Source organism: Candidatus Pseudomonas auctus (assembly GCF_048654275.1).
Lineage (GTDB): Bacteria > Pseudomonadota > Gammaproteobacteria > Pseudomonadales > Pseudomonadaceae > Aquipseudomonas > Aquipseudomonas pharyngis.
The window spans coordinates 118164-139359 of sequence record NZ_JBJYZK010000010.1; the positions used below are offsets into that span (position 1 = coordinate 118164).

Sequence of the window (21196 nt, forward strand, 5' to 3'; positions counted from 1 at the left end):
TGTGCCCGCCGTTTCTTGGGGCAACAAAAAACCCGCCGCTGCAATAGCCTCGGCGGGTTCTGTCTTGCAGCTTATTGCTGCAGGTCGATCGGTGCGCTGGAGACCATCGGCGCCGAAGTGTTCGGCGTGCCGATTTCGGTTGGCAGGCCATCTTCGGCCGCCACCACGTCACGCACCACATCCCAGTTCATGCGCAGGTTGTTGGTGATGTCTTCGCGCTTGAGCATCGCGTTGATCACGGCGGTGTGTTTGTCGACCACCGACGGGTTGCCCTTGTCATCGATCGGCGTGTGCGCCTCCAGGTAGATCTTGCCGCCACTGCGACCGAACTTGTACGCATCATTGAGGATACGTACCGAGGTACCGACCGGCACCATGCTGGCCATTTCCAGCACGTTGTTGTTGAACATGCGGAAGCAGCCGTGACTGGTGCGCATGCCGATGCCGAACTTCTTGTTCGAACCGTGGATCAGGTAACCCGGCGTACCCAGGGTGAACTTGAACGGACCCAGCGGGTTGTCCGGACCGGCCGGCACCACGTTCGGCAGCGGATCACCGTCGGCGGCGTGCTCGGCCTTGATCGAGGCAGGTGGCGTCCAGGTTGGATTCGGTGTCTTGGCGGTGATTGTGGTGTGCGCGATCGGCGAGCCCCAGCCTTCACGACCGATACCCAGCGGGAAGGTGTACACCACGTTCCGGCCTTTCGGGTAGTAGTAGAGACGGTATTCGGCGAGGTTGATCACGATGCCTTCACGCGGCCCCGGCGGCAGGATGAAACGCGTCGGCAGGACCACTTCGGTGCCGGCGCCCGGCAGCCACGCATCGACGCCCGGGTTGGCCGCGACCATCTCCGAATAACCCAGATCGTAGGTGGTGCCCAGATCGGCAAAAGTGTCTTCGTACTTGGCCTTGATCACCTGCACCTGGCCGATGATGTCCTCACCAGGAGGTGGCAGAGGAAACTCCAGTGCGGCAACGGGACCGGCCACACACAGGGCGGCAAGAGACAGGCAGCGGGTGACGGCAGGAAAACGCGGCAACATCCGGAGAATCCTTCGCAAGATCGACAAGGGTATAAGAGCGCGATTGTACACCGCGCCCAGGGAATTCGGGGAGATGCGCCGATAGACCGCGATATCGACGAAAAAGGACTCAGAGCTCGAAACGCAGCTCAGGCCAGATCGGCGAGGTGCCGCGCTTCTGCGATTCGAGGATTGCCCGGCACAGCGAGCACAGGCGCTGATCCTGGAACACCCGGCGATCCACGCTCGACCAGCGCGGTTGCGCCGGCAGCAGACTGCCGCACAGGGTGCGGTCCGCCGAACCACCGAGCTCCAGTTGACGGGTCACCAGATGCACCCGCACTTCCTGGCAGGCGAACAGATCCAGCTGTTCGTCAGGCTCGATCAGTTGGTAGGCGAACAGGGACCAGGCAGGACGCGGCATCGGGGGCTCCAAATAAGGGGGCGCCACATTAGCCGAAAGCCTGCCGCTAGAAAAGCCTCATAGCAGCGGTTTTAGCGTCGGCCAGACATTTTCCAGCAACTTGCCCTGAGCCCCGGCCGCCGGGTGCAGACCGTCGGCCTGCATCAGGTCCGGATGCCCGCCCACGCCGTCGAGGAAAAACGGCACCAGCGGGATTTTCTTCTCCTCGGCGAGTTTGCCGTAGACCTCGGCAAAGGCATCGGTATAGCGCTTGCCGTAGTTGGGTGGCAATTGCATGCCGAGCAACAGCACCTTGGCACCGCTTTGACGGGAGCTGTCGATCATCGACGCAAGATTTTGTTGCAATTGCGTCGGCGGCATTCCGCGCAAGCCATCGTTGCCGCCCAACTCGAGGATCACCAGTTCCGGTTTGTGCTCTGCAAGCAGCGCCGGCAGCCGTGCCTGGCCTCCGGCACTGGTGTCACCACTGATGGACGCATTGACCACTTTGTCGTCAAAACCTTCGGTCTTGAGCCGCTGTTCGAGCAACGACACCCACCCAAGCCGGGTATCCAGTCCGAAACCGGCGCTGATACTATCGCCAACGATCAGGACTGTACCCGCCGCTGCGTTCTGGGCCATGCACATCAAGGCCAGGCCAGCACTCAAAAACCACACACGCATCGGATTCTCCATGGGCGCAAGCATTCTCACCGCGAAGAACCTTAGCAAAGTGGTTCCCAGCGCGGAAGGTGAACTGACCATCCTGCACGAACTCAGCCTGGAACTGAACAAGGGCGACAGCCTGGCCATCGTCGGCGCGTCCGGTTCCGGTAAATCCACCCTGCTCGGCCTGCTCGCCGGCCTTGATCTGCCAAGCAGCGGCGAAGTGACGCTCGCCGGGCAAGGCCTGAGCAATCTCGATGAAGACCAGCGCGCGCGCATTCGCGCCGAGCACGTGGGTTTCGTCTTTCAATCGTTCCAGTTGCTCGACAGCCTCAACGCGCTGGAAAACGTCATGCTGCCGCTGGAGCTCGACGGCCGCAAAGACGCTCGAAGCCGCGCCACCGAACTGCTGCAACGGGTCGGCCTCGGCCAGCGCCTGACTCACTCGCCGCGCCAGCTCTCCGGTGGTGAGCAGCAGCGCGTGGCAATTGCCCGGGCCTTCGCCGCCGAGCCGGACGTGCTGTTTGCTGACGAACCCACCGGTAATCTCGACAGCCACACCGGCGAGCGCATCAGCGACTTGCTGTTCGAATTGAACAAGGAACGCGGCACCACCCTGGTGCTGGTGACCCACGACGAACGCCTGGCCCATCGTTGCCGGCGTCTGATCCGTCTTGAAGCCGGCCTGTTGGTCGCCCCTCTGGAGCCTTGATGGCACGTCTGCCGCTGTTGCGTCTGTTCAGTCTCGCCCTGCGCCAACTGATGCGCGATGCCCGCGCCGGTGAACTGCGGGTGCTGTTTTTCGCCTTGGTGGTGGCGGTTGCGGCGAGTACCGCGATCGGCTATTTCGGCGCCCGCCTCAACGGCGCGATGATGCTGCGCGCCACCGAGTTTCTCGGGGCCGACCTGTCGCTCGAAGGCAGCTCGCCCGCCCGCCCGGAACAAATCAGGAGCGGCACCGAGTTGCGCCTGGATCATGCACAGGTGGTGGAGTTTTCCAGCGTCATCGCCACGGACAACGGTATTCAGCTCTCCAGTATCAAAGCCGTCGACCGCGCCTATCCGCTGCGCGGCGAACTGAAAAGCGCTCCCGCCCCTTACGCGACAGAAGAAGCCGGTGGCGAGCCGCAGCCCGGTGAAGCCTGGGTCGAAGCGCGCCTGCTGACAGCGCTGGACTTGAAGATTGGCGACAGCATCGACGTCGGCATGAAGACGCTGAAACTGACGCGAGTGCTGACCTACGAACCGGATCGCGCCGGTAACTTCTACAGCCTGACCCCACGAGTGCTGATCAACCTCGACGACCTCGCTGCGACCGGCGTGGTGCAACCCGGCAGCCGGGTGAGTTACCGCGAACTGTGGCGCGGAGAGCCGCAGGCGCTGGAAACCTATCGCCAACTGATCAAACCGGGACTCGCCGCCAACCAGCGGATTCAGGATGCCCGCGATGGCAACCGGCAGATCGGCGGTGCATTGGGCAAGGCCGAACGCTATCTGAACATGGCCAGTCTGGTCGCCGTGCTTCTGGCCGGGGTGGCGGTGGCGTTGTCGGCCAACCGCTTCGCCAGTCGCCGCTTCGATGCCAGCGCCCTGCTGCGTTGCCTGGGTCTGTCACGCCGGGAAACCCTGGTGCTGTTCAGTCTGCAACTGACGGTGCTCGGCCTGCTCGCCAGCCTCGGCGGCGCCCTGCTCGGCTGGCTCGCGCAATTGGGATTGTTTGCGCTGCTGCATGATCTGCTACCGACCGACGTACCGCCGGGTGGCTTGTTGCCGGCACTGGCCGGCATCGGCACCGGGCTGGTGGCGCTGGCCGGTTTCGCCCTGCCACCGCTCGCCGCACTGGGCCGCGTGCCGCCGCTGCGGGTATTGCGCCGGGACATGCTGCCGATTCCCTCCAGTACCTGGATGGTCTACGGCGCAGCACTCGGTGCACTCGGGCTGATCATGTGGCGCCTGAGCCTGGATCTGCTGCTGACGTTCGCCCTGCTCGGCGGTGGCGTGGTCGCCGCGCTGGTACTCGGCGGCTTGCTGCTGTTGCTGCTGCAAAGCCTGCGTCGCCTGCTCGCACGCGCGTCCCTGCCGTGGCGTCTCGGGCTGGGTCAGTTGTTGCGCCATCCTTTGGCGGCAGCCGGCCAGTCACTGGCCTTCGGGCTGATCCTGCTGTCCATGGCGCTGATCGCCTTGCTGCGCGGCGAATTGCTCGACACTTGGCAGAACCAGTTGCCGAAAAATGCACCCAACTACTTCGCCCTGAACATCCTGCCGGCCGACAAACAAGCCTTCACCGATCACCTGATCAATGTCTCGGCCCAGGCTGCGCCGTTGTATCCGGTGGTGCCGGGACGGCTGATCAGCATCAACGGCGAAGCGGTGCAGCAGATCGTCAGCAAGGATTCGGCCGGCGACCGGGCGATCCAGCGCGACCTGAGCCTGACCTGGGCGGCCGATCTGCCGGCGGGCAACAAAATCACCGCCGGTTCGTGGTGGACCGGCCAACCTTCGGACGATGTTCCGGGCGTCTCGGTGGAAGGCAAGGTGGCCGAAAGCCTCAAGCTCAAACTGGGCGATCACATGGTATTCAGCGTCGGCGGGGTCAATCGTGAAGCGAAGGTCACCAGCCTGCGGGAGATCAACTGGGACAACTTCCAGCCGAACTTCTTCATGATCTTCCAGCCCGGCACCCTGAAGGATCTGCCGGCGACTTACCTGACCAGCTTCTATCTGGCGCCCGGTCACGATCAGCAGATTGTCGAGCTGTCGCGAGCATTCCCGGCAGTGACCATCCTGCAGGTCGAAGCCTTGCTCGAACAACTGCGCAGCATCCTCGCCCAGGTCACCCTGGCGGTGGAGTATGTGTTGTTGTTTGTGTTGGCGGCGGGGATGGCGGTGCTGTTTTCCGGGTTGCAGGCAACGCTGGACGAACGCATTCGCCAGGGCGCACTGCTGCGTGCGCTGGGTGCCGAGCGCCAGTTGCTGATCAAGGCGCGACGAATCGAGTTCGGCTTGCTCGGCGCGGTCAGTGGATTGCTCGCGGCCATCGGTTCGGAAGTGGTGAGTCTGGTGCTGTATCGCTTCGCCTTCGACCTGCCATGGCATCCCCATCCGTGGTTGCTGCTGTTGCCGTTGATCGGCGCGGCGCTGATCGGTGGCGCCGGGGTGTTCGGCACGCGGCGTGCGCTCAACGCCAGCCCGCTGACAGTGTTGCGCGAGGGTTGATAGACTCCAGCCGTCTTAATCAAAAGAAGTTGCCATGAGCCGTTATCGCCCTCCCCGCACCGCCGGCACCGCGCTGATCACCCCCGAGGGTGAAGCGCGGATGCGCGCCGAATTCCATGAGCTGTGGCATGTGCGCCGACCGCAGGTGACGCAGTCGGTCAGCGAAGCGGCGGCTCAGGGTGATCGTTCGGAAAATGCCGAGTACACCTACGGCAAGAAAATGCTGCGCGAGATCGACAGCCGCGTGCGCTTTCTCACCAAACGCCTTGAGGCGTTGAAAGTGGTCAGCGAAAAACCCAGTGATCCGAACAAGGTCTACTTCGGCGCGTGGGTGACCATCGAAGACGAAGACGGCAAACAGTCGCGCTATCGCATCGTCGGCCCGGACGAGCTGGACCTGAAACTCGGCCTGATCAGCATCGACTCACCGCTGGCCCGCGCCTTGATCGGCAAGGCGCTGGATGCCGAAGTTCGGGTACAGACGCCGACCGGCGAACAGTTCGTCTACATCGTAGCGATCGAATATCCCTGACGCTCAGCGCCGGGTGATCAGGCCCTGGCGTGCGACGCGGGTCAATTGGCGAATCATTTCCGGCGCCTCTTCACGGCTCGGGGCCTGAATGACGGCCAGATCGAAACTGTCATCGGCAAAACGCGCCAGCGACTCACCGTCTTCAACGAACTGGATCAGGAAGGCGGCAGGACCGCCGCTGCGACGTGGCCAGCCATCGAGATAACGCAACAGCGTCGGCTGATGTTTGCCGCCAAGCAGAATTTTCGGATTGCGCTGGGTGATATGTGCCGTGATCGGCGCGGGACGTGCTGGAGGGCGTAGTGCATTCATCGTGTCGTGTCTCTGCCTCAAAAGTCTGCATGGCAGGTGAGAGGCAACACCGAACCAGCGCTTTAGCGGTATTTCGAAGCCCTGTTCCGGCTTCTGACGGCAACTGAAGAATAGTCACCTGGCGCCCCGCAAGTAGCTGTTTAAATCGGCGCATGGGCGGCATCCTAGAGAACGTGACCGGCCAGTGTCAAGAATCAGCCGCAACAAAAAAGGCCCGCAGAATGCGGGCCTTTTGCTTGAGCCAGAGCGGTCAACCGGCGATGGCGCGATCCACCGAGAGCTTGCCGGCACCTTCGATCAGTACTGCCAGACTGCCGCCAAGCAGAGCCAGGGCGAACTCGTAACCGTTGTTGGCCATGAACAGACCGTTGCTGATGTGTACGGTGAAGATCGCCACCAGCGACAGGAAGGTCAGACCCAGCGCCGCCGGGCGAACCAGCAGGCCGATGATCAGCGCCAGACCGGCGAAGAACTCGGTACCGCCGGCTAGGGTGGCCATCAGGTAACCCGGGGTCAGGCCGATGCTTTCCATGTATTGCGCGGTGCCTGCCAGACCGTAGCCACCGAACAGACCGAAGAGTTTCTGCGAGCCGTGGGCGGCGAAGATCACGCCGACGGCAATGCGCAGAATGGTCAGACCGTAGCCGGCGCGGGTGAACAGAACCTTGTTGATCAGAGAGCTCATGTTGCGTTTCCTTGTTGTCAAAAGTGCTTGTTGGTTGGCCGCTATATTAATCAGTTATTTTCATGTTAAAAGCGCAAATATTCCGCCATAACAATCAACTTATTTGATCATTTGCGTGAGACAACTTTCTGCCCCCCGGGCTCCAACGACTCCCGCTCCCGGTCGAACGCCAAGTAATACTTGTTCACGCTATTAACATAGCTGACGGCGCCCATTCCCACCTGCTCCATGGCAATGCGCTCGACCTGAAAGAACCACTGGTTTGGATTCAGGCCGCGACGCCGCGCCTCGGCACGCATGCCTTGCACCCGTTCCGGACCAATGTTGTAAGCCGCCAGGGTGAACGCCATGCGCTCGCGCTCATTGAGTTTCGGACTGTTGAAGAACTTGCGGCGGATCATCGCCAGGTACTTGGCACCGGCCTGCACATTCGCATCGAGATTCTGGATGTTGTTGACGCCAACCCGCTGTGCCGCCGACGGGGTGATCTGCATCAGCCCGGTCGGCCCGCTGCCGCTGCGCGCATTGGGCTGTAGCGCCGACTCCTTGAAGGCCAGCGCCGCCAGGTTGAGCCAGTCCATGTTTTGCGCTTCGGCGTGCTTCTGCAGGGTCGGACGCAGTTTTTCCAGGCGCTGGCGATCGGCCTTGGCCAACGGATAGTGCACTTGATAGAGACGGCGGTAGATCCGCAGGAAGGCCGCATCTTCGTTAGACGGTTTTTTGTAGCCGGTCAGGAAGCGGTCGATGCTGGCCCGCAACATCGAGGCATCACGGCGCACGAACCAGTATTCCTCGCCCGGTTCGCTGATCATCACCTGACGGTCGAAACGCAGCTTGGGCAGGATCTTGCCCCAACGCTCGGCAATCGGTTGTTCGACGATGGTCAGGTGGAAAATCCCGCCCTGGACCATTTCCAGCACATCCTCGACCGCCAGCGTCGGATCGACCCATTCGATCTTGATCGGCGCCAGTTTGTGCAGCGCCAGTTTCTGGTTGAGCTGGCTGACCGCCTCCCCCGCCGCACTGCCGGTGGGCAGCGCCAGGGTTTTGCCGGCCAGTTGTTCAACCTTGGTGTAGCGCTTTTCACCCTTGATGCCGACCAGCACCAGCGGCACGTTGCTGGCAATCGGCTCGCTGCTGGCGACTGCGTGGCCCGGTTGCAACTCGAGCAGTTCGCCCGGCGCCACCAGATCGCCTTCGCCACGCTGCAACGCGCCGAGCAATTGATCCTTGGCTTTGGGGATAATCTTGAGGGTGATTTCCTGGCCATCGCGGGCGTGGCCATTGAGGTATTGCTCGAAGGCGCGCAGCCGGTGGTATTCGATGCCGATCGCCTGGCCCTGGACTTCGCCGGAGCTGTTGCGGCTCTGGTTGACCAGCACCCGCAAGACGCGGCTGCTGCGGATTTCGGTGAGGTCGCGAACCTTGGCGGCCGGCACGGCTTGCAGCGGCCCGGGCAGCCGCGCGACCGCCGTCATCGGCAACAGCAGCGAACCACACAGCAGGAGCAAAACCGAGGGACGAACCATCCACTCTCCGGAAAGAATACGGGGCGTTTTCACCGCTGAGCGGTCATAAAACACCGACGAAAACAGAGCGCCTGGAGCGCTGATAAAGTGCGAGAGACTGGCACAGTGATGGCAATCCTGCCAACCCGGCCTGCTACGCGGCCTCAACAGACAGCCATAAGCCGTTGTAGTTCTTGGCTTTTCTTATAAATCTACAGCTCTGATATGCTTTCCGGCCTTCGGCCCGAGGTAGCACCATGCAACTCATCGATATCGGCGTCAACCTGACCAACCCCAGTTTCGCCGACAAACACCAGGCCGTGCTCGACCGCGCCTACGCGGCCGGGGTCTGCCAACTGGTGCTGACCGGCACCAGTGTCGAGGGCAGCGAACAGGCGCTGGAGCTCTGCCAGCAACTGGATCCGGACGGCCAGCGACTGTTTGCCACCGCCGGCATTCACCCGCATTCGGCCAGCGACTGGAACGCCGACAGCGCACGGCGTCTGCGCAGCCTGCTGCAGGAATCGAACGTAATGGCGGTGGGTGAATGCGGACTGGATTTCAACCGCGATTTCTCGCCGCGCCCGCAGCAGGAAAAAGTCCTCGAAGAACATCTGGCCCTGGCTGCCGAACTGCAATTGCCGGTGTTTCTGCATGAGCGTGATGCGAGCCAGCGCCTGCTGGAAATCCTCCGTGACTTCCGCGACCGATTGCCTGCCGCCGTGGTGCATTGCTTCACCGGCGAGCAGAAAGCCTTGTTCAGCTACCTCGATCTGGACCTGCACATCGGCATCACCGGCTGGATCTGCGACGAGCGTCGCGGCACGCATTTGCATCCGTTGGTGAAGGAGATCAAGCGCGGTCGCCTGATGCTGGAAAGCGATGCGCCGTATCTGCTGCCACGCACACTGCGGCCAAAGCCGAAGAACGGGCGCAACGAGCCGGCGTACCTGACCGAAGTGTTACGTGAGGTCGCGTTGCATCGAGGCGAAACCAAAGCAGACCTGGCGGCCCACACCACCGCCTGCGCGCGGGCGTTCTACGGTTTACCTACCCTGCCCTGAAAGAGGCAGATGCATCGGTTGTTGATGCACATCAAGAACCGGGCACCTGGGTAGCGGCACAATAATGGCACCTTGCCAAAACTGTTTCCGCTATCAGAGAAGACCTCCATGGGTGCCTGGCTTAGCAATATCTCGCTGAAATACAAATTCTGGGCGGTCAACGCGGTCGCCTTTGTCACCACCCTGTTGCTGGTGCTGTACGCCGTGCAGCTCGAACAACAGGCCCGCAGCCACGCCGCGCAAACCTCGGCCCAGGCCCAGGCGCAATTGCTAAAGGCCTGGCCGACCGGGCAGGCGCTGCCCAAATCCGATCAGGTACTGACCTTCAAACGCGGTGAAGCGCCGCGCCTCAACGATCAACCGCTGCTGGAGATCACCGACAGCAGCGGCTGGATCGAGATCAGTCACTTGCCATTATTCGGCGAAAATCCGCTGCTCGGCGCCGAGGTCTTCAGCCGCGCCGATGGCCAGCAGGTCGCCGTGATCGCCTACGCCCCCAGCCTCAGCCAGGTGTTCAGCGAGCGTTTCGCCAACTACGCGGTGGCAGTGTTCATCCTGATGCTGGCGATGCTCGGCGCTTCACAGTTGCTGATCCGTTTCCTGCTCAGCCAGCTCAACACTCTCAAGGACGTGATGCTGCACGTGGAGAAAACCGGCGACCTCGCCGCCCGGGTGCCGCTGGCGTGCAAGGATGAAGTCGGGCAGATGGCCAATGCGTTCAATGCGATGCAGGCCGGTTACCAGCGAGTGGTGACCACCGTGGCCAACACCGCGCGGCAACTCGACGTCGGCGCCGCGCGGCTGGCATCAAGCATGAACGAGGTGCGTCACGGCATGCTCGGCCAGCAGAGCGAAACCGATCAGGCCGCCACGGCGATCAACGAAATGACCGCCACCGTCTACCACATCGCCCAGCATGCCGGCGCCACACGCGACCTGTCGCAGACCGCCGATGGCCTGGCCGGCAGCGGCCAGCAAGTGGTCACTCGCGTCCAGCATTCGATTGCCAGCCTGTCCAGCGGCGTACAGCAGACAGCCGAGATGATCCAGCGCCTGGCCGAGGACAGCCAGAAGATCAACGGCGTGGTCAGCGTGATCCACAGCATCGCCGAACAGACCAATCTGCTGGCGCTCAATGCCGCGATCGAAGCGGCCCGTGCCGGGGAAATGGGTCGCGGGTTCGCGGTGGTCGCCGATGAAGTGCGCAACCTCGCCAAGCGCGTACAGACCTCCACCGATGAAATCACCACCATGGTCTCGGCATTGCAGGCGGGCACCCGCGATGCGGTGGACTTCATGCAGGAGAGTTCGTACAAGGCCGACGACTGCGTGCAGCAGGCGCAAGAGGCGGGAGAAGCGCTCGCGGAAATTACCGGAGCGGTGGCGCAAATGCGCGAGAGCAACACGCAGATTGCGGTGGCGGCGGAACAGCAGAGTCAGGTGGCTGAAGAGATGAACCGCGCGGTGGTGAGCATTCGCGATGTGACCGAAAACACCGTGCAACAGACCGTGGATTCGGCGACCACCAGTAACGAGTTAGCCACGCTGGCCGGGGAACTCAACAAGGCGATTGGGCAGTTGAAACTTTAAGGGCCTCATCGCGGGCAAGCCCGCTCCCACAGTAGACTCAGCGGCGTTCACAATCCCGTGTGGGAGCGGGCTTGCCCGCGATGGCGTCAGCAGAAACAGCATCAAATAAGACCATTGTCCCTATCACTTCAATAGCCAACCTTGATTCGCCGCTCTCGCTGCCCGGGCCTATTCTTCAACCATGTACTGAACATGGATCGAGGAGCAGCAACATGGGCAAACGTCACCCCAACCTTCCCGCGTGGCAATGGCGCGCGTACCCGAACAACCATCAGCACCCGACCAATCTGGTGCTGCATCTGATTGCCGTGCCGCTGTTCATCGTCGCGTTTCTGTTGATCGTCTCGGGTGTGTTCAGCCTGAGTCTGGCCAGCGTGGCGATCGGCGTGATTGGCGTGATCGCGGCGCTGGGTCTGCAGCGCCATGGTCACAGCCTGGAGGCGCAAGCCTCCGAGCCGTTCAGTGATCGCAAGGACGCCGTTTCGCGGCTGCTGGTCGAGCAGTTTCTGACGTTTCCGCGGTTCTTCCTCAGTGGCGGCTGGTTTCGCGCCTGGCGTGAACGCCATCGCCGCCATTAAGTCAGGCGAAGATCGTCACCGTCTGCCGACTCATGGCAATCAGTTCACCCTTCGCGCTCCACAGCTTGGCGGCGACGTGACCGTAACCGTCAGCCGCATACTCGATGTCCGCCAGGTATTGGCAAAAATCCAGCGTACTCAAATCCCGTAACGGCTGAACGAATTCGATGGTCCAGGTCAGGGTGCTGCCCGGTGCCGGTTTCTTCAGGTACGGCAACAGCGCGGGTGGCCAGGCATCGACCAGCGCCAGCAGATGCGCCTCGTTGACCGGCTCTTCCTTCACATCCCCACGCAAACGCACCCAGCCGCCCATCAGCCGCGATTGATTGCCGGTGAACGGCATGCCGCCGACACTCCAGCGCATCGCCAGATGACGCATGAACTCCGGCGTTACGCCTTTGATGTAAGGCAGTTCCTGGCAGTCGTCCCAGTGTTTCATCTCGGGTGCCGGATACGCTTCAACCGCCACTTCCGATGGCCGCGAAGCCCCGAAGCTGCCTTGCACCATCGTCACTACCTGGCCGTTCTGCACCGCACGCCCCAGCACCTGGCTCACCGCTTTGCCTTCGCGCAGCACCTCGACTTCAAAGCTCACCGGCACTTCGGGCTCAACCGGGCCGACAAAGGTGATCGCCAGCGAACGCACCGGCCGATCTGCAGGCACCCTGGTACGCATCACTTCAAACTGCAGCGCGGCCACCAAGCCGCCGAAACTGGCCCGGCCCTGCCCCCACTCCGCCGGAATCGTGACCTCCGGTTGACGACGGACAGCATCGATCAGATCGCAAAAGCGCATGGAAACCTCGGACACGAAAAAGGGAATGACCGGATCTTAACCAGCGCGGCAGAGCGGCGCAGCGTCCATTCCGGTCAAAGAGACTGACAGATAAGACAGCGGTGCTGCGCGCCAGCGGGTTTCAGGACCTGAAGCAGGCCGCGCTGAGCTTTTCCAGCACCCGGTCGGCCTTGATTTCGGCCTTGGCCATGGTCGCCTGCCAGGTGGCGACGCAGGGTTGCAGATCCAGCTCCAGCTCGGCGCGGGCCAGCCATTGCCAGCAATCGTGCCAGTCACCGAGTGCGCCTTGTGCGGATTTCAAACGGGACAATGCGGCTTCCGGCAGACGATCCAGTTCCGGGTAGGCCTCGATGCCGTAACGCACGCGCTTGATCAGCAGGCGCAGGCGATGACGGTCGTGGGCCGGGTCGTGCAGCGCCACGTCGAGGTTCTTCCATTGTTTGCCCAGACGTTTTTCAATGCGCTTGTCCAGGCGCTTGAGCAATCCCTGGCGCTGGGACGCGCGCAGGAAACGCGGAAAGGCATCGAGGATCATCAGCAGCGACGCCACTTCGGCGCTGGCCGCCAGCGTCGGGTACGCCTCGGCCATTTGCGCCATCCGGCGCTGTGCAGCTTCCGGCTGATCATGTTTGATCAGCCAGGCCGCCAGCACCTCGCGGTCGCGCCACGGCGTGGTCAGTTGCCCGACGCTGGCCGCCGCGCTTTCCAGCTGTTCGACACCGGGCAAGCCGCCCAACGGTCGCAACAGACTGCGCAAGCGCCGTACGGTGGTGCGCAGGTCGTGCAGCGCTTCAGGGTCGGTCCGCGCGGTCAGACGCGCCTGACAGGCCAGCAGCCGCACTTCGAGGCTCAGGACATGAGCCACCAGCCGATCAACCAACGCAGACATCGCTTGCTCCTGAATTCAATGACTTTGCACGAGTGTGCGCCGGCGCAAGCGACCTGCCCTTGCGCTACGTCAGCAGCTTAGCGCCCGGCGCGGGACTCGCGAATGTAGAAACGTGCTTTTTCGGCTTTCTTGGTGCAGCCTTCGAAGCCCTCGAATTGCTGCTGGGTTTTGGCGGCTGTCAGCAAAGACAACGCCTTGGAGTAACTGACCGTACCGGCGAAACCTTCGGCCTTGGCCAGATCCAGTTCATGCCACGCCGCGTCCAGCTGGCTGCCGCAGCTGTCGCGGTAAGCAGTCTTGCCGGCGCAACCGGCCAATGCCAGAGCCATCAACGGCACACAGATCCAGGCTTTCATCACTCACACCTCAAAGATAGGTCAACAGTCGTGCAGGTAAGACGGTGCGCCAGCGAAAAAGTGCCTTGTGTCCCGCATTTGCACCGCTCTGCAAAAGATAACGCCGACGGGTCATGAAGTATCGAAAAAACGACGCCATTGCCGCCCCGAGCGACCCCAGCGATTGAAGCCCGGCCCTCGATGGGTGCATTGTGCAACCTTGTCGGGAGGAAGTTTGATGAAAAAGCGTGTCGCACTGGTGCTGGGCTCCGGTGGCGCCCGGGGCTATGCCCATATCGGGGTCATTGAAGAGATCGAACGACGGGGCTATGACATCAGTTGTATTGCCGGCTGTTCCATGGGGGCCGTGGTCGGCGGGATCTACGCCGCCGGCAAGCTCGACGAATACCGCAACTGGATCGAAAGCCTGGATTACCTCGACGTGCTGCGCCTGGTGGACGTCAGCTTCCGCCTCGGTGCGATCCGCGGCGAAAAGGTCTTCGGCCAGATCCGCAAAATCGTCGGCGAGATCAACATCGAAGACCTGCGCATCCCCTATACGGCGGTGGCCGCCGACCTCACCAACCAACAGGAAATCTGGTTTCAGGAAGGCTGTCTGCATCAGGCCATGCGCGCCTCGGCGGCGATTCCCAGCCTGTTCACTCCGGTGATGCAGGGCAACCGGATGCTGGTGGACGGCGGCATTCTCAACCCGTTGCCGATCGTGCCGGTGGTGTCGAGCCACTGCGATCTGATCATCGCGGTCAATCTCAACTCGACCAACCAGCGCCATTACAAACTGCCGGTGATCCAGCGCCCCGCCGCGTTCCGCACGCGCTTCGACAGCCTGATCAATTCGCTGGGCTCGAAGATGCCGTTCCGCCGCAAACAGGCCGAGCAATTGCTGATGCTGGAACAGGAAGCGCTGCGTGCCGAAGCGGCGGACATCAATCCTTGGGTCGAAGGCGCGGAGCCGGAAGCCCAGCAACCGGCCGCCGCGCCAGAGCGCGATGGCGCACCGAAATCCGCCACCGGATCGTTCATCGTCGATAACGTCGGGCCGGCTTCATTGCTTGATCTGATCAACCAGAGTTTCGAGGTGATGCAGACCTCGCTGGCGCAGTACAAGATCGCCGGGTATCCGCCCGACATCCTGATCAACGTGCCGAAGCGGGTATGCCGGTTCTTCGAGTTCTACAAGGCGCCCGAATTGATCGCGCTGGGCCGGGAGATTGCCCGGGATACGCTGGATCGCTACGAGAGCGAGCAGAACTAAAGACTGCTCTCGCTCAACAACCGATAACCGACACCCGCCTCGGTCACGATAAAGCGTGGCCGGGTCGGATCGTCTGCCAGCTTCTGCCGCAAATGCCCGACCACGATCCGCAGGTAGTGGCTGTCCTCGGTGTGAGTTGGGCCCCAGATGTCCTTGAGCAATTGCTGCTGGGTGATTACCCGCCCCGGATGCCGCGCCAGTTGCGCCAGCACTGCGTATTCCTTGCGGGTCAGGGCAACTTCAACGCCATCCAGCAGCACCCGGCGATACGCCAGGTCCACGGTCAGCGGGCCGAAATTCAACGCGGCCTGCTGCGCTTCGCCGGCCGGTGCCTGACGCAGCAACGCGCGCACCCGGGCGAGAAACTCTTGAATGCCGAACGGCTTGGTCACGTAGTCATTGGCCCCGCCATCCAGCGCCTGGACTTTCTGCCCCTCGCTGGCACGCACCGACAACACCAACACCGGCGCCGTGGCCCACTCGCGAAACTCGCGCAGCACTTGCTGGCCGTCCATGTCCGGCAGGCCGAGGTCGAGCACCAGCAAGTCCGGTTTATTCAGCGCCGCCTGGGCCAGGCCCTCGGCGCCGGTACCGGCCTCCAGCACTTTGTAGCCCTGGGAAGCGAGGCTGATACGCAGGAACTTGCGGATCTGCGGTTCGTCATCGATGACCAAAATGGTCGCGGTCTGGCTCATGAATTCACATCAACACAAAAGAGTGGCAAGAGAGTAGCGCAGCGCGGATCAGGCTTCACCGTCCATCCCCGGTTGCGTCTGCAACGGCAGGTGCAGGGTGATGCAAGTGCCGCGCCCGTCGATGCCGTCGCCGACACTGATCCGCCCGCCATGGGCGCCGACCATGCCCTGACAGATCGCCAACCCAAGGCCGGTGCCCTGACCACCACGATCACCCCGGGCAGCGGTGTAGAACATGTCGAAAATTTTCGCCCGCTCATCGACCGGAATCCCCGGCCCTTCATCGCTGACCGAGAAAAACACTTCGCTGTCATCCACCCCGGCGCGCAGTTGCAAACGACCGTGGGACGGCGAGAATCGGGCGGCGTTTTCCAGCACGTTCACCAGTGCCTGCTCGATCAACGCGGCATGCACGTACAGCAGCGGCAACTCGGCCGGTACATCGGTGCTCACTTGCAACGACGACAGCACCGCCCGCAGACGATTGAGCGCACTGCCGACGATGTCCGCCGGCGACACCCAGTCCCGCGCCAGCTTCAGGGCGCCGTGGCCGAGACGGGTCATGTCCAGCAGGTTCTGGATGTAGCGATCGAGACGTTCGGCTTCATCGCGGGTGCCTTCCAGCAGCTCGCGGCGATCCTCCAGCGGGATCGCTTCGCCGAGGGCCAGCAGGCTGTCGATGCTGCCGCGCATCGAGGTCAGCGGCGTGCGCAGATCGTGGGACACCGAGGCCAGCAAGGCGCTGCGCAGTTGTTCGGTTTCGCCGTGCAGGCGCGCGGCTTCCAGGTCATCGGCCAGTTGCGCCCGGGCCAATGCTTGAGCCAAAGGCTGACTCAACGCGGTCAGCAAACGACGACGTTGGCCGCTCAGGGTCTGGCCCTCTTTGGCGCACACACCGAGCAGCGCCAGCGGTCCGTCCTCCACCGACAGTGGCCACCACCACCAGCGCCCGAACGGCAACGTACCGGTGCCCATGCCCGCCGGTTGATCGTGTTGCCAGGCCCAGTCGGCAGCAGCGCGTTCGGATTCAGTGAACTGCAATGGCCCGCCAGTTTCGACTTTCCAGCCGCCCTGCCCGTCGCGATTGAGCAGGCACAGCTGCAGATCGCTCCAGCCATTGAGGTGTTGGGCTGCGGCGCTGACCACGGCCTGACGGTCGGTGGCGGCGGTGAGTTTGCGCGACAGGTCGAGCAGTTCGGTGGTTTCTTCCTGGGTATCGCGCAGCGCCTGCAATTGCCGCCGCTGACGCGCCGCGAGGTTACCGGTGAGCGCCGCCATCAGCAGGAAGAACAGCAAGGTCAGCACGTCTTCTTCGCGCTGGATGCTGAAGGAGAAATTCGGCGGAATGAACAGAAAGTCATAGGTCAGAAACGACAACGCCGCACAGGCCAGCGCCGGGCCGAGACTGCTGCGCACCGCCACCAGAAGCACCGCCGCAAGAAACACCAGCGAGATATTCGGCAACGGCAGCACGCTGGAGACCGCCCACGCCAGTGCACTGGCCAACAGCGTCGCGACCAGCGCCAGCGCGTAGTCGAACCACACCAGCGTCGGCGCGACACGCGGGCGCGGCTGATGCTGCTCCTGATCACTGTCCAGCACATTGATTTCCAGACCATGGGCCTGACGCAGCAAACGCGCCGCCAGCCCACCACCGAACAGACGCCTGCGCAGGCGCGGCCGCGACTGACCAACCAGCACCAGACTCGCCCGCCGTTCCGCCGCATGCTGGATCAGGGTTTTCGCCACCTCGCCGGCCCGCAGCAGCACCACTTCGCCGCCGAGGCGTTCGGCCAGTTGCTGGGCACTTTGCAGACGCAGCCGCGATTGCTCGTCGCGCACGCTGCCGTTGTCGACGTGCACCAGACTCCACGGCAAATGCCGACGCTGGGCAACCCGACTGGCATGACGCACCAGCCGTTCAGCCTGGGCATCGCCATCGACGCCGACCAGCAAGCGCCCGCGTACCGCCGGCGCGGCCTGGCCGAGCTGGCGATAGCCCTGAGCGAGATCGTTATCGACTTGCGCGGCAGCGGTCTGCATCGCCAGTTCGCGCAGCGCGGTGAGGTTGGTCTGGGTAAAAAATGCATCGATCGCGGCGCGTGCCTGCTCCGGCACGTAGACCTTGCCTTCGCGCAGGCGCTCGAGCAGTTCGCGGGGCGGCAGGTCGATCAGCAGCAGTTCGTAGGCCTCTTGCAGCACCCAGTCCGGCAGGGTTTCGCGTACCTGCACACCAGTGATGCCGCGCACCTGATCGTTGAGACTTTCCAGGTGCTGGACGTTGACCGTGGTGTACACGTCGATGCCGGCGGCGAGCAGTTCCTGAATGTCTTGCCAGCGTTTGGCGTGGCGGCTGCCGGGGGCGTTGCTGTGAGCCAGCTCGTCGACCAGCACCAGTTTCGGCTTGGCGGCGAGCAGGCCATCGAGGTCCATTTCTTCGAGCGTGACGCCGCGATATTCCGAGCGCACCAGCGGCAATTGCGGCAAGCCCCCGAGCAGCGCTTCGGTTTCGGCGCGGCCGTGGGTTTCGACCACGCCGGCAATGACTTTCACCCCTTGGCGCAACTGGGTATGGGCCGCCTGCAGCATTGCGTAAGTCTTGCCTACACCCGGCGCGGCGCCGAGGAAAACCTTGAGCCGGCCGCGTCCGTCGCGGGGCAAGTCTGCTAACAGCGCGTCGGCGCGGCCGGAATCACTCATGCTTGAAGCTCTCTCTTCCTGATGTCATCGCGATTTACAGCTTTTCGAGCGCCATGTTCAGCGCCAGCACATTCACCACCGGCGGGCCCACCAGCGGCTGTTCGATGTGCGCGTCCAGCAGTTGCTGCAAGGTCGCCACCGGCACATTGCGCGCGGCCGCGACACGCGCCAGTTGATAGGCAATCGCCTGCGGTGGCAAGTGCGGATCGAGACCACTGCCGGAGGTGGTCAGCAGCGCCAGCGGCACCGGGCCCTGACCGGGCACCTGCAGCTTGTTGGCGTCATCGATCACCCGTGTGGCCAGTGCCGGATTGCTTGGTGACAGGTTGCTCGCACTGCTCGACACGGTGGCAAAGGCACCAGCCGAAGGACGCGGATGGAACCAGGCATCGCCGACAAAATCCTGAGCAATCAGCGAGGAGCCGCGCACCTTGCCTTCGGCATCGCGCACCAGGCTGCCGTTGGCCTGCTCGGGGAAGGCGACCTGGGCAACGCCGGTCACCACCAGTGGATAGGCAACGCCGGTGACCAGGGTCATCAGCACCAGCAGGCTCAGGGCCGGACGTAACATTGTGGACATTTCAAAATCCTCGAATTCATTGGGCAAACTTTGGTGGGGTGTCAGGAAGATCCCTCCCCCTCACCCCAGCCCTCTCCCCCAAGGGGGCGAGGGGGAAAGGGAGCCGATCTTTGTGCTTTTCAAATCCTGAGTTCGGCTCGATATCTCAGGTCGATGTAGCTCTTACAAATACCTCGGTCAGTCCCCTCTCCCTCCGGGAGAGGGTTAGGCGGGCGGCGTTCCGATGAGGGCTGGATCTCAAGCCGTGTAGAGATCCAGCAAACACCGCTCACTCAAACCAGATGCAACGCCGTCAACAGCATGTCGATCGCCTTGATCCCCACGAACGGCACCAGAATCCCGCCCAGACCATAGATCAGCAGATTGCGACGCAGCAACGCCGCCGCACTCGCCGCCTGCACCCGCACACCACGCAGGGCCAACGGAATCAGCACCACGATGATCAAAGCGTTGAACACAATGGCCGACAGAATCGCGCTCTGCGGACTGCTCAAGTGCATGATGTTCAGCACGCCCAATTGCGGGTAGATCGCGGCAAACAGCGCCGGCAGGATCGCGAAGTACTTGGCCACGTCGTTGGCGATGGAAAAAGTCGTCAGCGCGCCGCGAGTCACCAGCAATTCCTTGCCGATCTGCACCACGTCCAGCAGCTTGGTCGGGTCGCTGTCGAGGTCGACCATGTTGGCCGCTTCGCGCGCCGCTTGCGTGCCGTCGTTCATCGCCATGCCGACGTCAGCCTGGGCCAGCGCCGGTGCGTCGTTGGCGCCATCGCCGCACATCGCGACCAGCCGACCGTCGTTCTGCTCGTGACGGATGCGCGCCAGTTTCTTCTCAGGTGTCGCTTCGGCCAGCACGTCGTCGACGCCTGCTTCAGCAGCAATCGCGGCAGCAGTCAGCGGGTTGTCACCGGTGACCATCACCGTGCGAATCCCCAGTTTGCGCAGCTCGGCAAAACGCTCGCGGATGCCCGGCTTGACCACGTCTTTCAGGTGGATCGCCCCGAGCAGTTTGCCGTCGGCGCAAACCAGCAACGGGGTGCCGCCGCTTTGGGCAATCTTGTCGATTTCCCGGGACAGCGCCGGGGCCAGATCCTTGCGTTGTTGACCGAGGAAGGCCAGCAGCGAATCCACCGCGCCCTTGCGGAACACACGGCCCTGGTAGTCGACACCGGACAAACGGGTTTCCGCACTGAACGGCACGGCAGTCAGGGTCTCCGGCGCCGGTTCCGGCTGCGGATTGGAGCCGCGCAGGTACTCGACGATGGACTTGCCTTCGGCAGTTTCGTCGGCCAGCGAGGCGAATAGCGCGCCTTCGGCCAGCTCACGGGCATTCACGCCCGGCGCGGCATATACCGCGCTGCAACGACGGTTGCCGAAAGTGATGGTGCCGGTCTTGTCCAGCAGCAACACATGCACGTCACCCGCCGCTTCCACCGCACGACCGGACTTGGCGATCACGTTCAGGCGCACCAGACGATCCATCCCGGCGATACCGATGGCCGACAGCAGCCCGCCAATGGTGGTCGGAATCAGCGTGACCAATAACGCCACCAAGAACACCAGCGGCAGGCTGCCGCTGGCGAAGTGGGCGAACGGTTGCAGGGTCACGACCACCAGCAGAAAGATCAGGGTCAGGCCGATCAGCAGGATGTCCAGCGCCACTTCGTTCGGGGTCTTCTGGCGTTTGGCGCCTTCGACCAGCGCGATCATGCGGTCGAGGGTCGATTCACCGGGGTTGGCAGTGATCTTCACCAGCAGCCAGTCGGACACCAGCCGGGTGTTGCCGGTGACGGCGGAACGGTCGCCGCCGGACTCGCGAATCACCGGCGCCGATTCACCGGTAATCGCCGCTTCGTTGACCGCCGCGATGCCTTCGATGACCTCGCCGTCACCGGGGATCATTTCGCCGGCTTCAACGCGCACCACATCGCCCTTGCGCAGGCTGCTGGCCGGTACGACCTGGAAGCTGCCGTTGGCCAGTTTGCGTCGGGCGCTGAGGCCTTCGCTGCCGGCCTTGAGGCTGTCGGCGCGGGCCTTGCCGCGACCTTCGGCCAGCGCTTCGGCGAAGTTGGCGAACAGCACGGTGAACCACAGCCACAGGGCGATTTGCGCAGCAACGAAGGTCGGCACGCTGCTATCGGGAATGAAGCACAGCACGGTGGTCAGGATCGCTGTCAGTTCGACCACCAGCATCACTGGTGAGCGCTGCAACTGGCGCGGGTCGAGCTTGACGAACGCTTGCACCAGCGCCGGACGCCACAGGGCGCTGATCGCGGTTTTCGGAGCTTCTGCCGACTTGGCAACTGCCGCTGGTTTTGAAGCTGGAACATGCATATTCATGATGGATTCC

General features: G+C 62.9%; 20 protein-coding genes. 7 read left to right on the forward strand and 13 right to left on the reverse strand.

The annotated features are described in order from the left end of the window. Positions 1-71: 71 nt before the first annotated feature. From ACKUG4_RS19155 to ACKUG4_RS19165, 3 genes are all read right to left on the reverse strand, one after another. Complete coding sequence (locus tag ACKUG4_RS19155; RefSeq protein ID WP_011335312.1) at positions 72-1043, reverse strand: L,D-transpeptidase family protein; 972 nt, start codon at positions 1041-1043, stop codon at positions 72-74. Between the two features lie 109 nt (positions 1044-1152). Beyond that, on the reverse strand, positions 1153-1446 hold the full coding sequence (locus tag ACKUG4_RS19160; RefSeq protein WP_003226812.1) for a hypothetical protein: 294 nt from the start codon (positions 1444-1446) through the stop codon (positions 1153-1155). Positions 1447-1503: 57 nt separating this feature from the next. Continuing rightward, positions 1504-2109 (reverse strand): arylesterase, encoded by a 606-nt coding sequence (locus tag ACKUG4_RS19165; protein WP_007955652.1) that lies wholly within the window; start codon positions 2107-2109, stop codon positions 1504-1506. Between the two features lie 10 nt (positions 2110-2119). Here ACKUG4_RS19165 and ACKUG4_RS19170 point away from each other — a divergent pair, with 10 nt between their 5' ends. The 3 genes from ACKUG4_RS19170 to greB are packed head-to-tail and all read left to right on the forward strand — an operon-like array spanning position 2120 to position 5839. After that, complete coding sequence (locus ACKUG4_RS19170; protein ID WP_007955651.1) at positions 2120-2803, forward strand: ABC transporter ATP-binding protein; 684 nt, start codon at positions 2120-2122, stop codon at positions 2801-2803. Beyond that, the gene (locus ACKUG4_RS19175) at positions 2803-5307 is read left to right on the forward strand and encodes an ABC transporter permease (RefSeq protein ID WP_064598353.1); all 2505 of its coding nucleotides are present in this window, start codon (positions 2803-2805) and stop codon (positions 5305-5307) included. The genes ACKUG4_RS19170 and ACKUG4_RS19175 overlap by 1 nt, the downstream gene beginning before the upstream one ends. A 34-nt stretch (positions 5308-5341) precedes the next feature. Further along, positions 5342-5839, forward strand: a complete 498-nt coding sequence (greB, locus tag ACKUG4_RS19180; RefSeq protein ID WP_039770483.1) for a transcription elongation factor GreB — start codon at positions 5342-5344, stop codon at positions 5837-5839. A 3-nt stretch (positions 5840-5842) separates the two neighbouring features. On the opposite strand, the gene ACKUG4_RS19185 is transcribed toward greB, so the two are convergent. From ACKUG4_RS19185 to ACKUG4_RS19195, 3 genes are all read right to left on the reverse strand, one after another. Beyond that, on the reverse strand, positions 5843-6151 hold the full coding sequence (locus tag ACKUG4_RS19185) for a hypothetical protein (RefSeq protein WP_011335317.1): 309 nt from the start codon (positions 6149-6151) through the stop codon (positions 5843-5845). A 250-nt stretch (positions 6152-6401) separates the two neighbouring features. Continuing rightward, positions 6402-6836, reverse strand: coding sequence for a DoxX family protein (locus ACKUG4_RS19190; protein WP_007950955.1), 435 nt, complete (start codon positions 6834-6836; stop codon positions 6402-6404). Positions 6837-6943: 107 nt separating this feature from the next. Next, positions 6944-8365, reverse strand: coding sequence for an MltF family protein (locus tag ACKUG4_RS19195; RefSeq protein WP_064598358.1), 1422 nt, complete (start codon positions 8363-8365; stop codon positions 6944-6946). Between the two features lie 236 nt (positions 8366-8601). Here ACKUG4_RS19195 and ACKUG4_RS19200 point away from each other — a divergent pair, with 236 nt between their 5' ends. From ACKUG4_RS19200 to ACKUG4_RS19210, 3 genes are all read left to right on the forward strand, one after another. Continuing rightward, positions 8602-9408, forward strand: a complete 807-nt coding sequence (locus ACKUG4_RS19200) for a TatD family hydrolase (protein ID WP_445434620.1) — start codon at positions 8602-8604, stop codon at positions 9406-9408. Positions 9409-9516: 108 nt separating this feature from the next. Then, positions 9517-10998 carry a methyl-accepting chemotaxis protein gene (locus tag ACKUG4_RS19205; RefSeq protein WP_445434621.1) on the forward strand — a complete coding sequence of 494 codons (1482 nt, stop codon included), beginning with the start codon at positions 9517-9519 and terminating at the stop codon, positions 10996-10998. 212 nt (positions 10999-11210) lie between these two features. Further along, positions 11211-11576, forward strand: a complete 366-nt coding sequence (locus tag ACKUG4_RS19210; protein WP_085612198.1) for an Mpo1-like protein — start codon at positions 11211-11213, stop codon at positions 11574-11576. Position 11577: 1 nt separating this feature from the next. On the opposite strand, the gene ACKUG4_RS19215 is transcribed toward ACKUG4_RS19210, so the two are convergent. From ACKUG4_RS19215 to ACKUG4_RS19225, 3 genes are all read right to left on the reverse strand, one after another. Next, positions 11578-12372, reverse strand: a complete 795-nt coding sequence (locus tag ACKUG4_RS19215; RefSeq protein ID WP_085612197.1) for an acyl-CoA thioesterase — start codon at positions 12370-12372, stop codon at positions 11578-11580. 121 nt (positions 12373-12493) lie between these two features. Beyond that, positions 12494-13261, reverse strand: coding sequence for a CHAD domain-containing protein (locus ACKUG4_RS19220; RefSeq protein ID WP_236189910.1), 768 nt, complete (start codon positions 13259-13261; stop codon positions 12494-12496). Between the two features lie 77 nt (positions 13262-13338). Further along, the gene (locus tag ACKUG4_RS19225) at positions 13339-13617 is read right to left on the reverse strand and encodes a hypothetical protein (protein WP_007950948.1); all 279 of its coding nucleotides are present in this window, start codon (positions 13615-13617) and stop codon (positions 13339-13341) included. A 217-nt stretch (positions 13618-13834) separates the two neighbouring features. Here ACKUG4_RS19225 and ACKUG4_RS19230 point away from each other — a divergent pair, with 217 nt between their 5' ends. After that, positions 13835-14872, forward strand: a complete 1038-nt coding sequence (locus ACKUG4_RS19230; RefSeq protein WP_064598367.1) for a patatin-like phospholipase family protein — start codon at positions 13835-13837, stop codon at positions 14870-14872. On the opposite strand, the gene ACKUG4_RS19235 is transcribed toward ACKUG4_RS19230, so the two are convergent. The 4 genes from ACKUG4_RS19235 to kdpB form a co-directional block, all read right to left on the reverse strand. After that, the gene (locus ACKUG4_RS19235) at positions 14869-15567 is read right to left on the reverse strand and encodes a response regulator (protein WP_039770498.1); all 699 of its coding nucleotides are present in this window, start codon (positions 15565-15567) and stop codon (positions 14869-14871) included. The two genes, ACKUG4_RS19230 and ACKUG4_RS19235, sit on opposite strands and share 4 nt — an antisense overlap. 48 nt (positions 15568-15615) lie before the next feature. After that, positions 15616-18267 carry a DUF4118 domain-containing protein gene (locus ACKUG4_RS19240; protein WP_443525282.1) on the reverse strand — a complete coding sequence of 884 codons (2652 nt, stop codon included), beginning with the start codon at positions 18265-18267 and terminating at the stop codon, positions 15616-15618. A gap of 34 nt (positions 18268-18301) precedes the next feature. Next, positions 18302-18847, reverse strand: coding sequence for a potassium-transporting ATPase subunit KdpC (kdpC, locus tag ACKUG4_RS19245; protein ID WP_221397867.1), 546 nt, complete (start codon positions 18845-18847; stop codon positions 18302-18304). 272 nt (positions 18848-19119) lie between these two features. Next, positions 19120-21186 carry a potassium-transporting ATPase subunit KdpB gene (gene kdpB, locus ACKUG4_RS19250; RefSeq protein WP_445434622.1) on the reverse strand — a complete coding sequence of 689 codons (2067 nt, stop codon included), beginning with the start codon at positions 21184-21186 and terminating at the stop codon, positions 19120-19122. Positions 21187-21196 lie beyond the last annotated feature (10 nt).

Coding starts and splice junctions, on each gene's coding strand:
- ACKUG4_RS19185 (WP_011335317.1), bottom strand. CDS start 6,151: ATGAATGCACTACGCCCTCCAGCACGTCCCGCGCCGATCACGGCACAT.
- ACKUG4_RS19155 (WP_011335312.1), bottom strand. CDS start 1,043: ATGTTGCCGCGTTTTCCTGCCGTCACCCGCTGCCTGTCTCTTGCCGCC.
- ACKUG4_RS19235 (WP_039770498.1), bottom strand. CDS start 15,567: ATGAGCCAGACCGCGACCATTTTGGTCATCGATGACGAACCGCAGATC.
- ACKUG4_RS19170 (WP_007955651.1), top strand. CDS start 2,120: ATGGGCGCAAGCATTCTCACCGCGAAGAACCTTAGCAAAGTGGTTCCC.
- ACKUG4_RS19160 (WP_003226812.1), bottom strand. CDS start 1,446: ATGCCGCGTCCTGCCTGGTCCCTGTTCGCCTACCAACTGATCGAGCCT.
- ACKUG4_RS19225 (WP_007950948.1), bottom strand. CDS start 13,617: ATGAAAGCCTGGATCTGTGTGCCGTTGATGGCTCTGGCATTGGCCGGT.
- ACKUG4_RS19240 (WP_443525282.1), bottom strand. CDS start 18,267: ATGAGTGATTCCGGCCGCGCCGACGCGCTGTTAGCAGACTTGCCCCGC.
- greB (WP_039770483.1), top strand. CDS start 5,342: ATGAGCCGTTATCGCCCTCCCCGCACCGCCGGCACCGCGCTGATCACC.
- ACKUG4_RS19210 (WP_085612198.1), top strand. CDS start 11,211: ATGGGCAAACGTCACCCCAACCTTCCCGCGTGGCAATGGCGCGCGTAC.
- ACKUG4_RS19215 (WP_085612197.1), bottom strand. CDS start 12,372: ATGCGCTTTTGCGATCTGATCGATGCTGTCCGTCGTCAACCGGAGGTC.
- ACKUG4_RS19220 (WP_236189910.1), bottom strand. CDS start 13,261: ATGTCTGCGTTGGTTGATCGGCTGGTGGCTCATGTCCTGAGCCTCGAA.
- ACKUG4_RS19175 (WP_064598353.1), top strand. CDS start 2,803: ATGGCACGTCTGCCGCTGTTGCGTCTGTTCAGTCTCGCCCTGCGCCAA.
- ACKUG4_RS19190 (WP_007950955.1), bottom strand. CDS start 6,836: ATGAGCTCTCTGATCAACAAGGTTCTGTTCACCCGCGCCGGCTACGGT.
- ACKUG4_RS19200 (WP_445434620.1), top strand. CDS start 8,602: ATGCAACTCATCGATATCGGCGTCAACCTGACCAACCCCAGTTTCGCC.
- ACKUG4_RS19165 (WP_007955652.1), bottom strand. CDS start 2,109: ATGCGTGTGTGGTTTTTGAGTGCTGGCCTGGCCTTGATGTGCATGGCC.
- kdpB (WP_445434622.1), bottom strand. CDS start 21,186: ATGAATATGCATGTTCCAGCTTCAAAACCAGCGGCAGTTGCCAAGTCG.
- ACKUG4_RS19205 (WP_445434621.1), top strand. CDS start 9,517: ATGGGTGCCTGGCTTAGCAATATCTCGCTGAAATACAAATTCTGGGCG.
- ACKUG4_RS19195 (WP_064598358.1), bottom strand. CDS start 8,365: ATGGTTCGTCCCTCGGTTTTGCTCCTGCTGTGTGGTTCGCTGCTGTTG.
- kdpC (WP_221397867.1), bottom strand. CDS start 18,847: ATGTCCACAATGTTACGTCCGGCCCTGAGCCTGCTGGTGCTGATGACC.
- ACKUG4_RS19230 (WP_064598367.1), top strand. CDS start 13,835: ATGAAAAAGCGTGTCGCACTGGTGCTGGGCTCCGGTGGCGCCCGGGGC.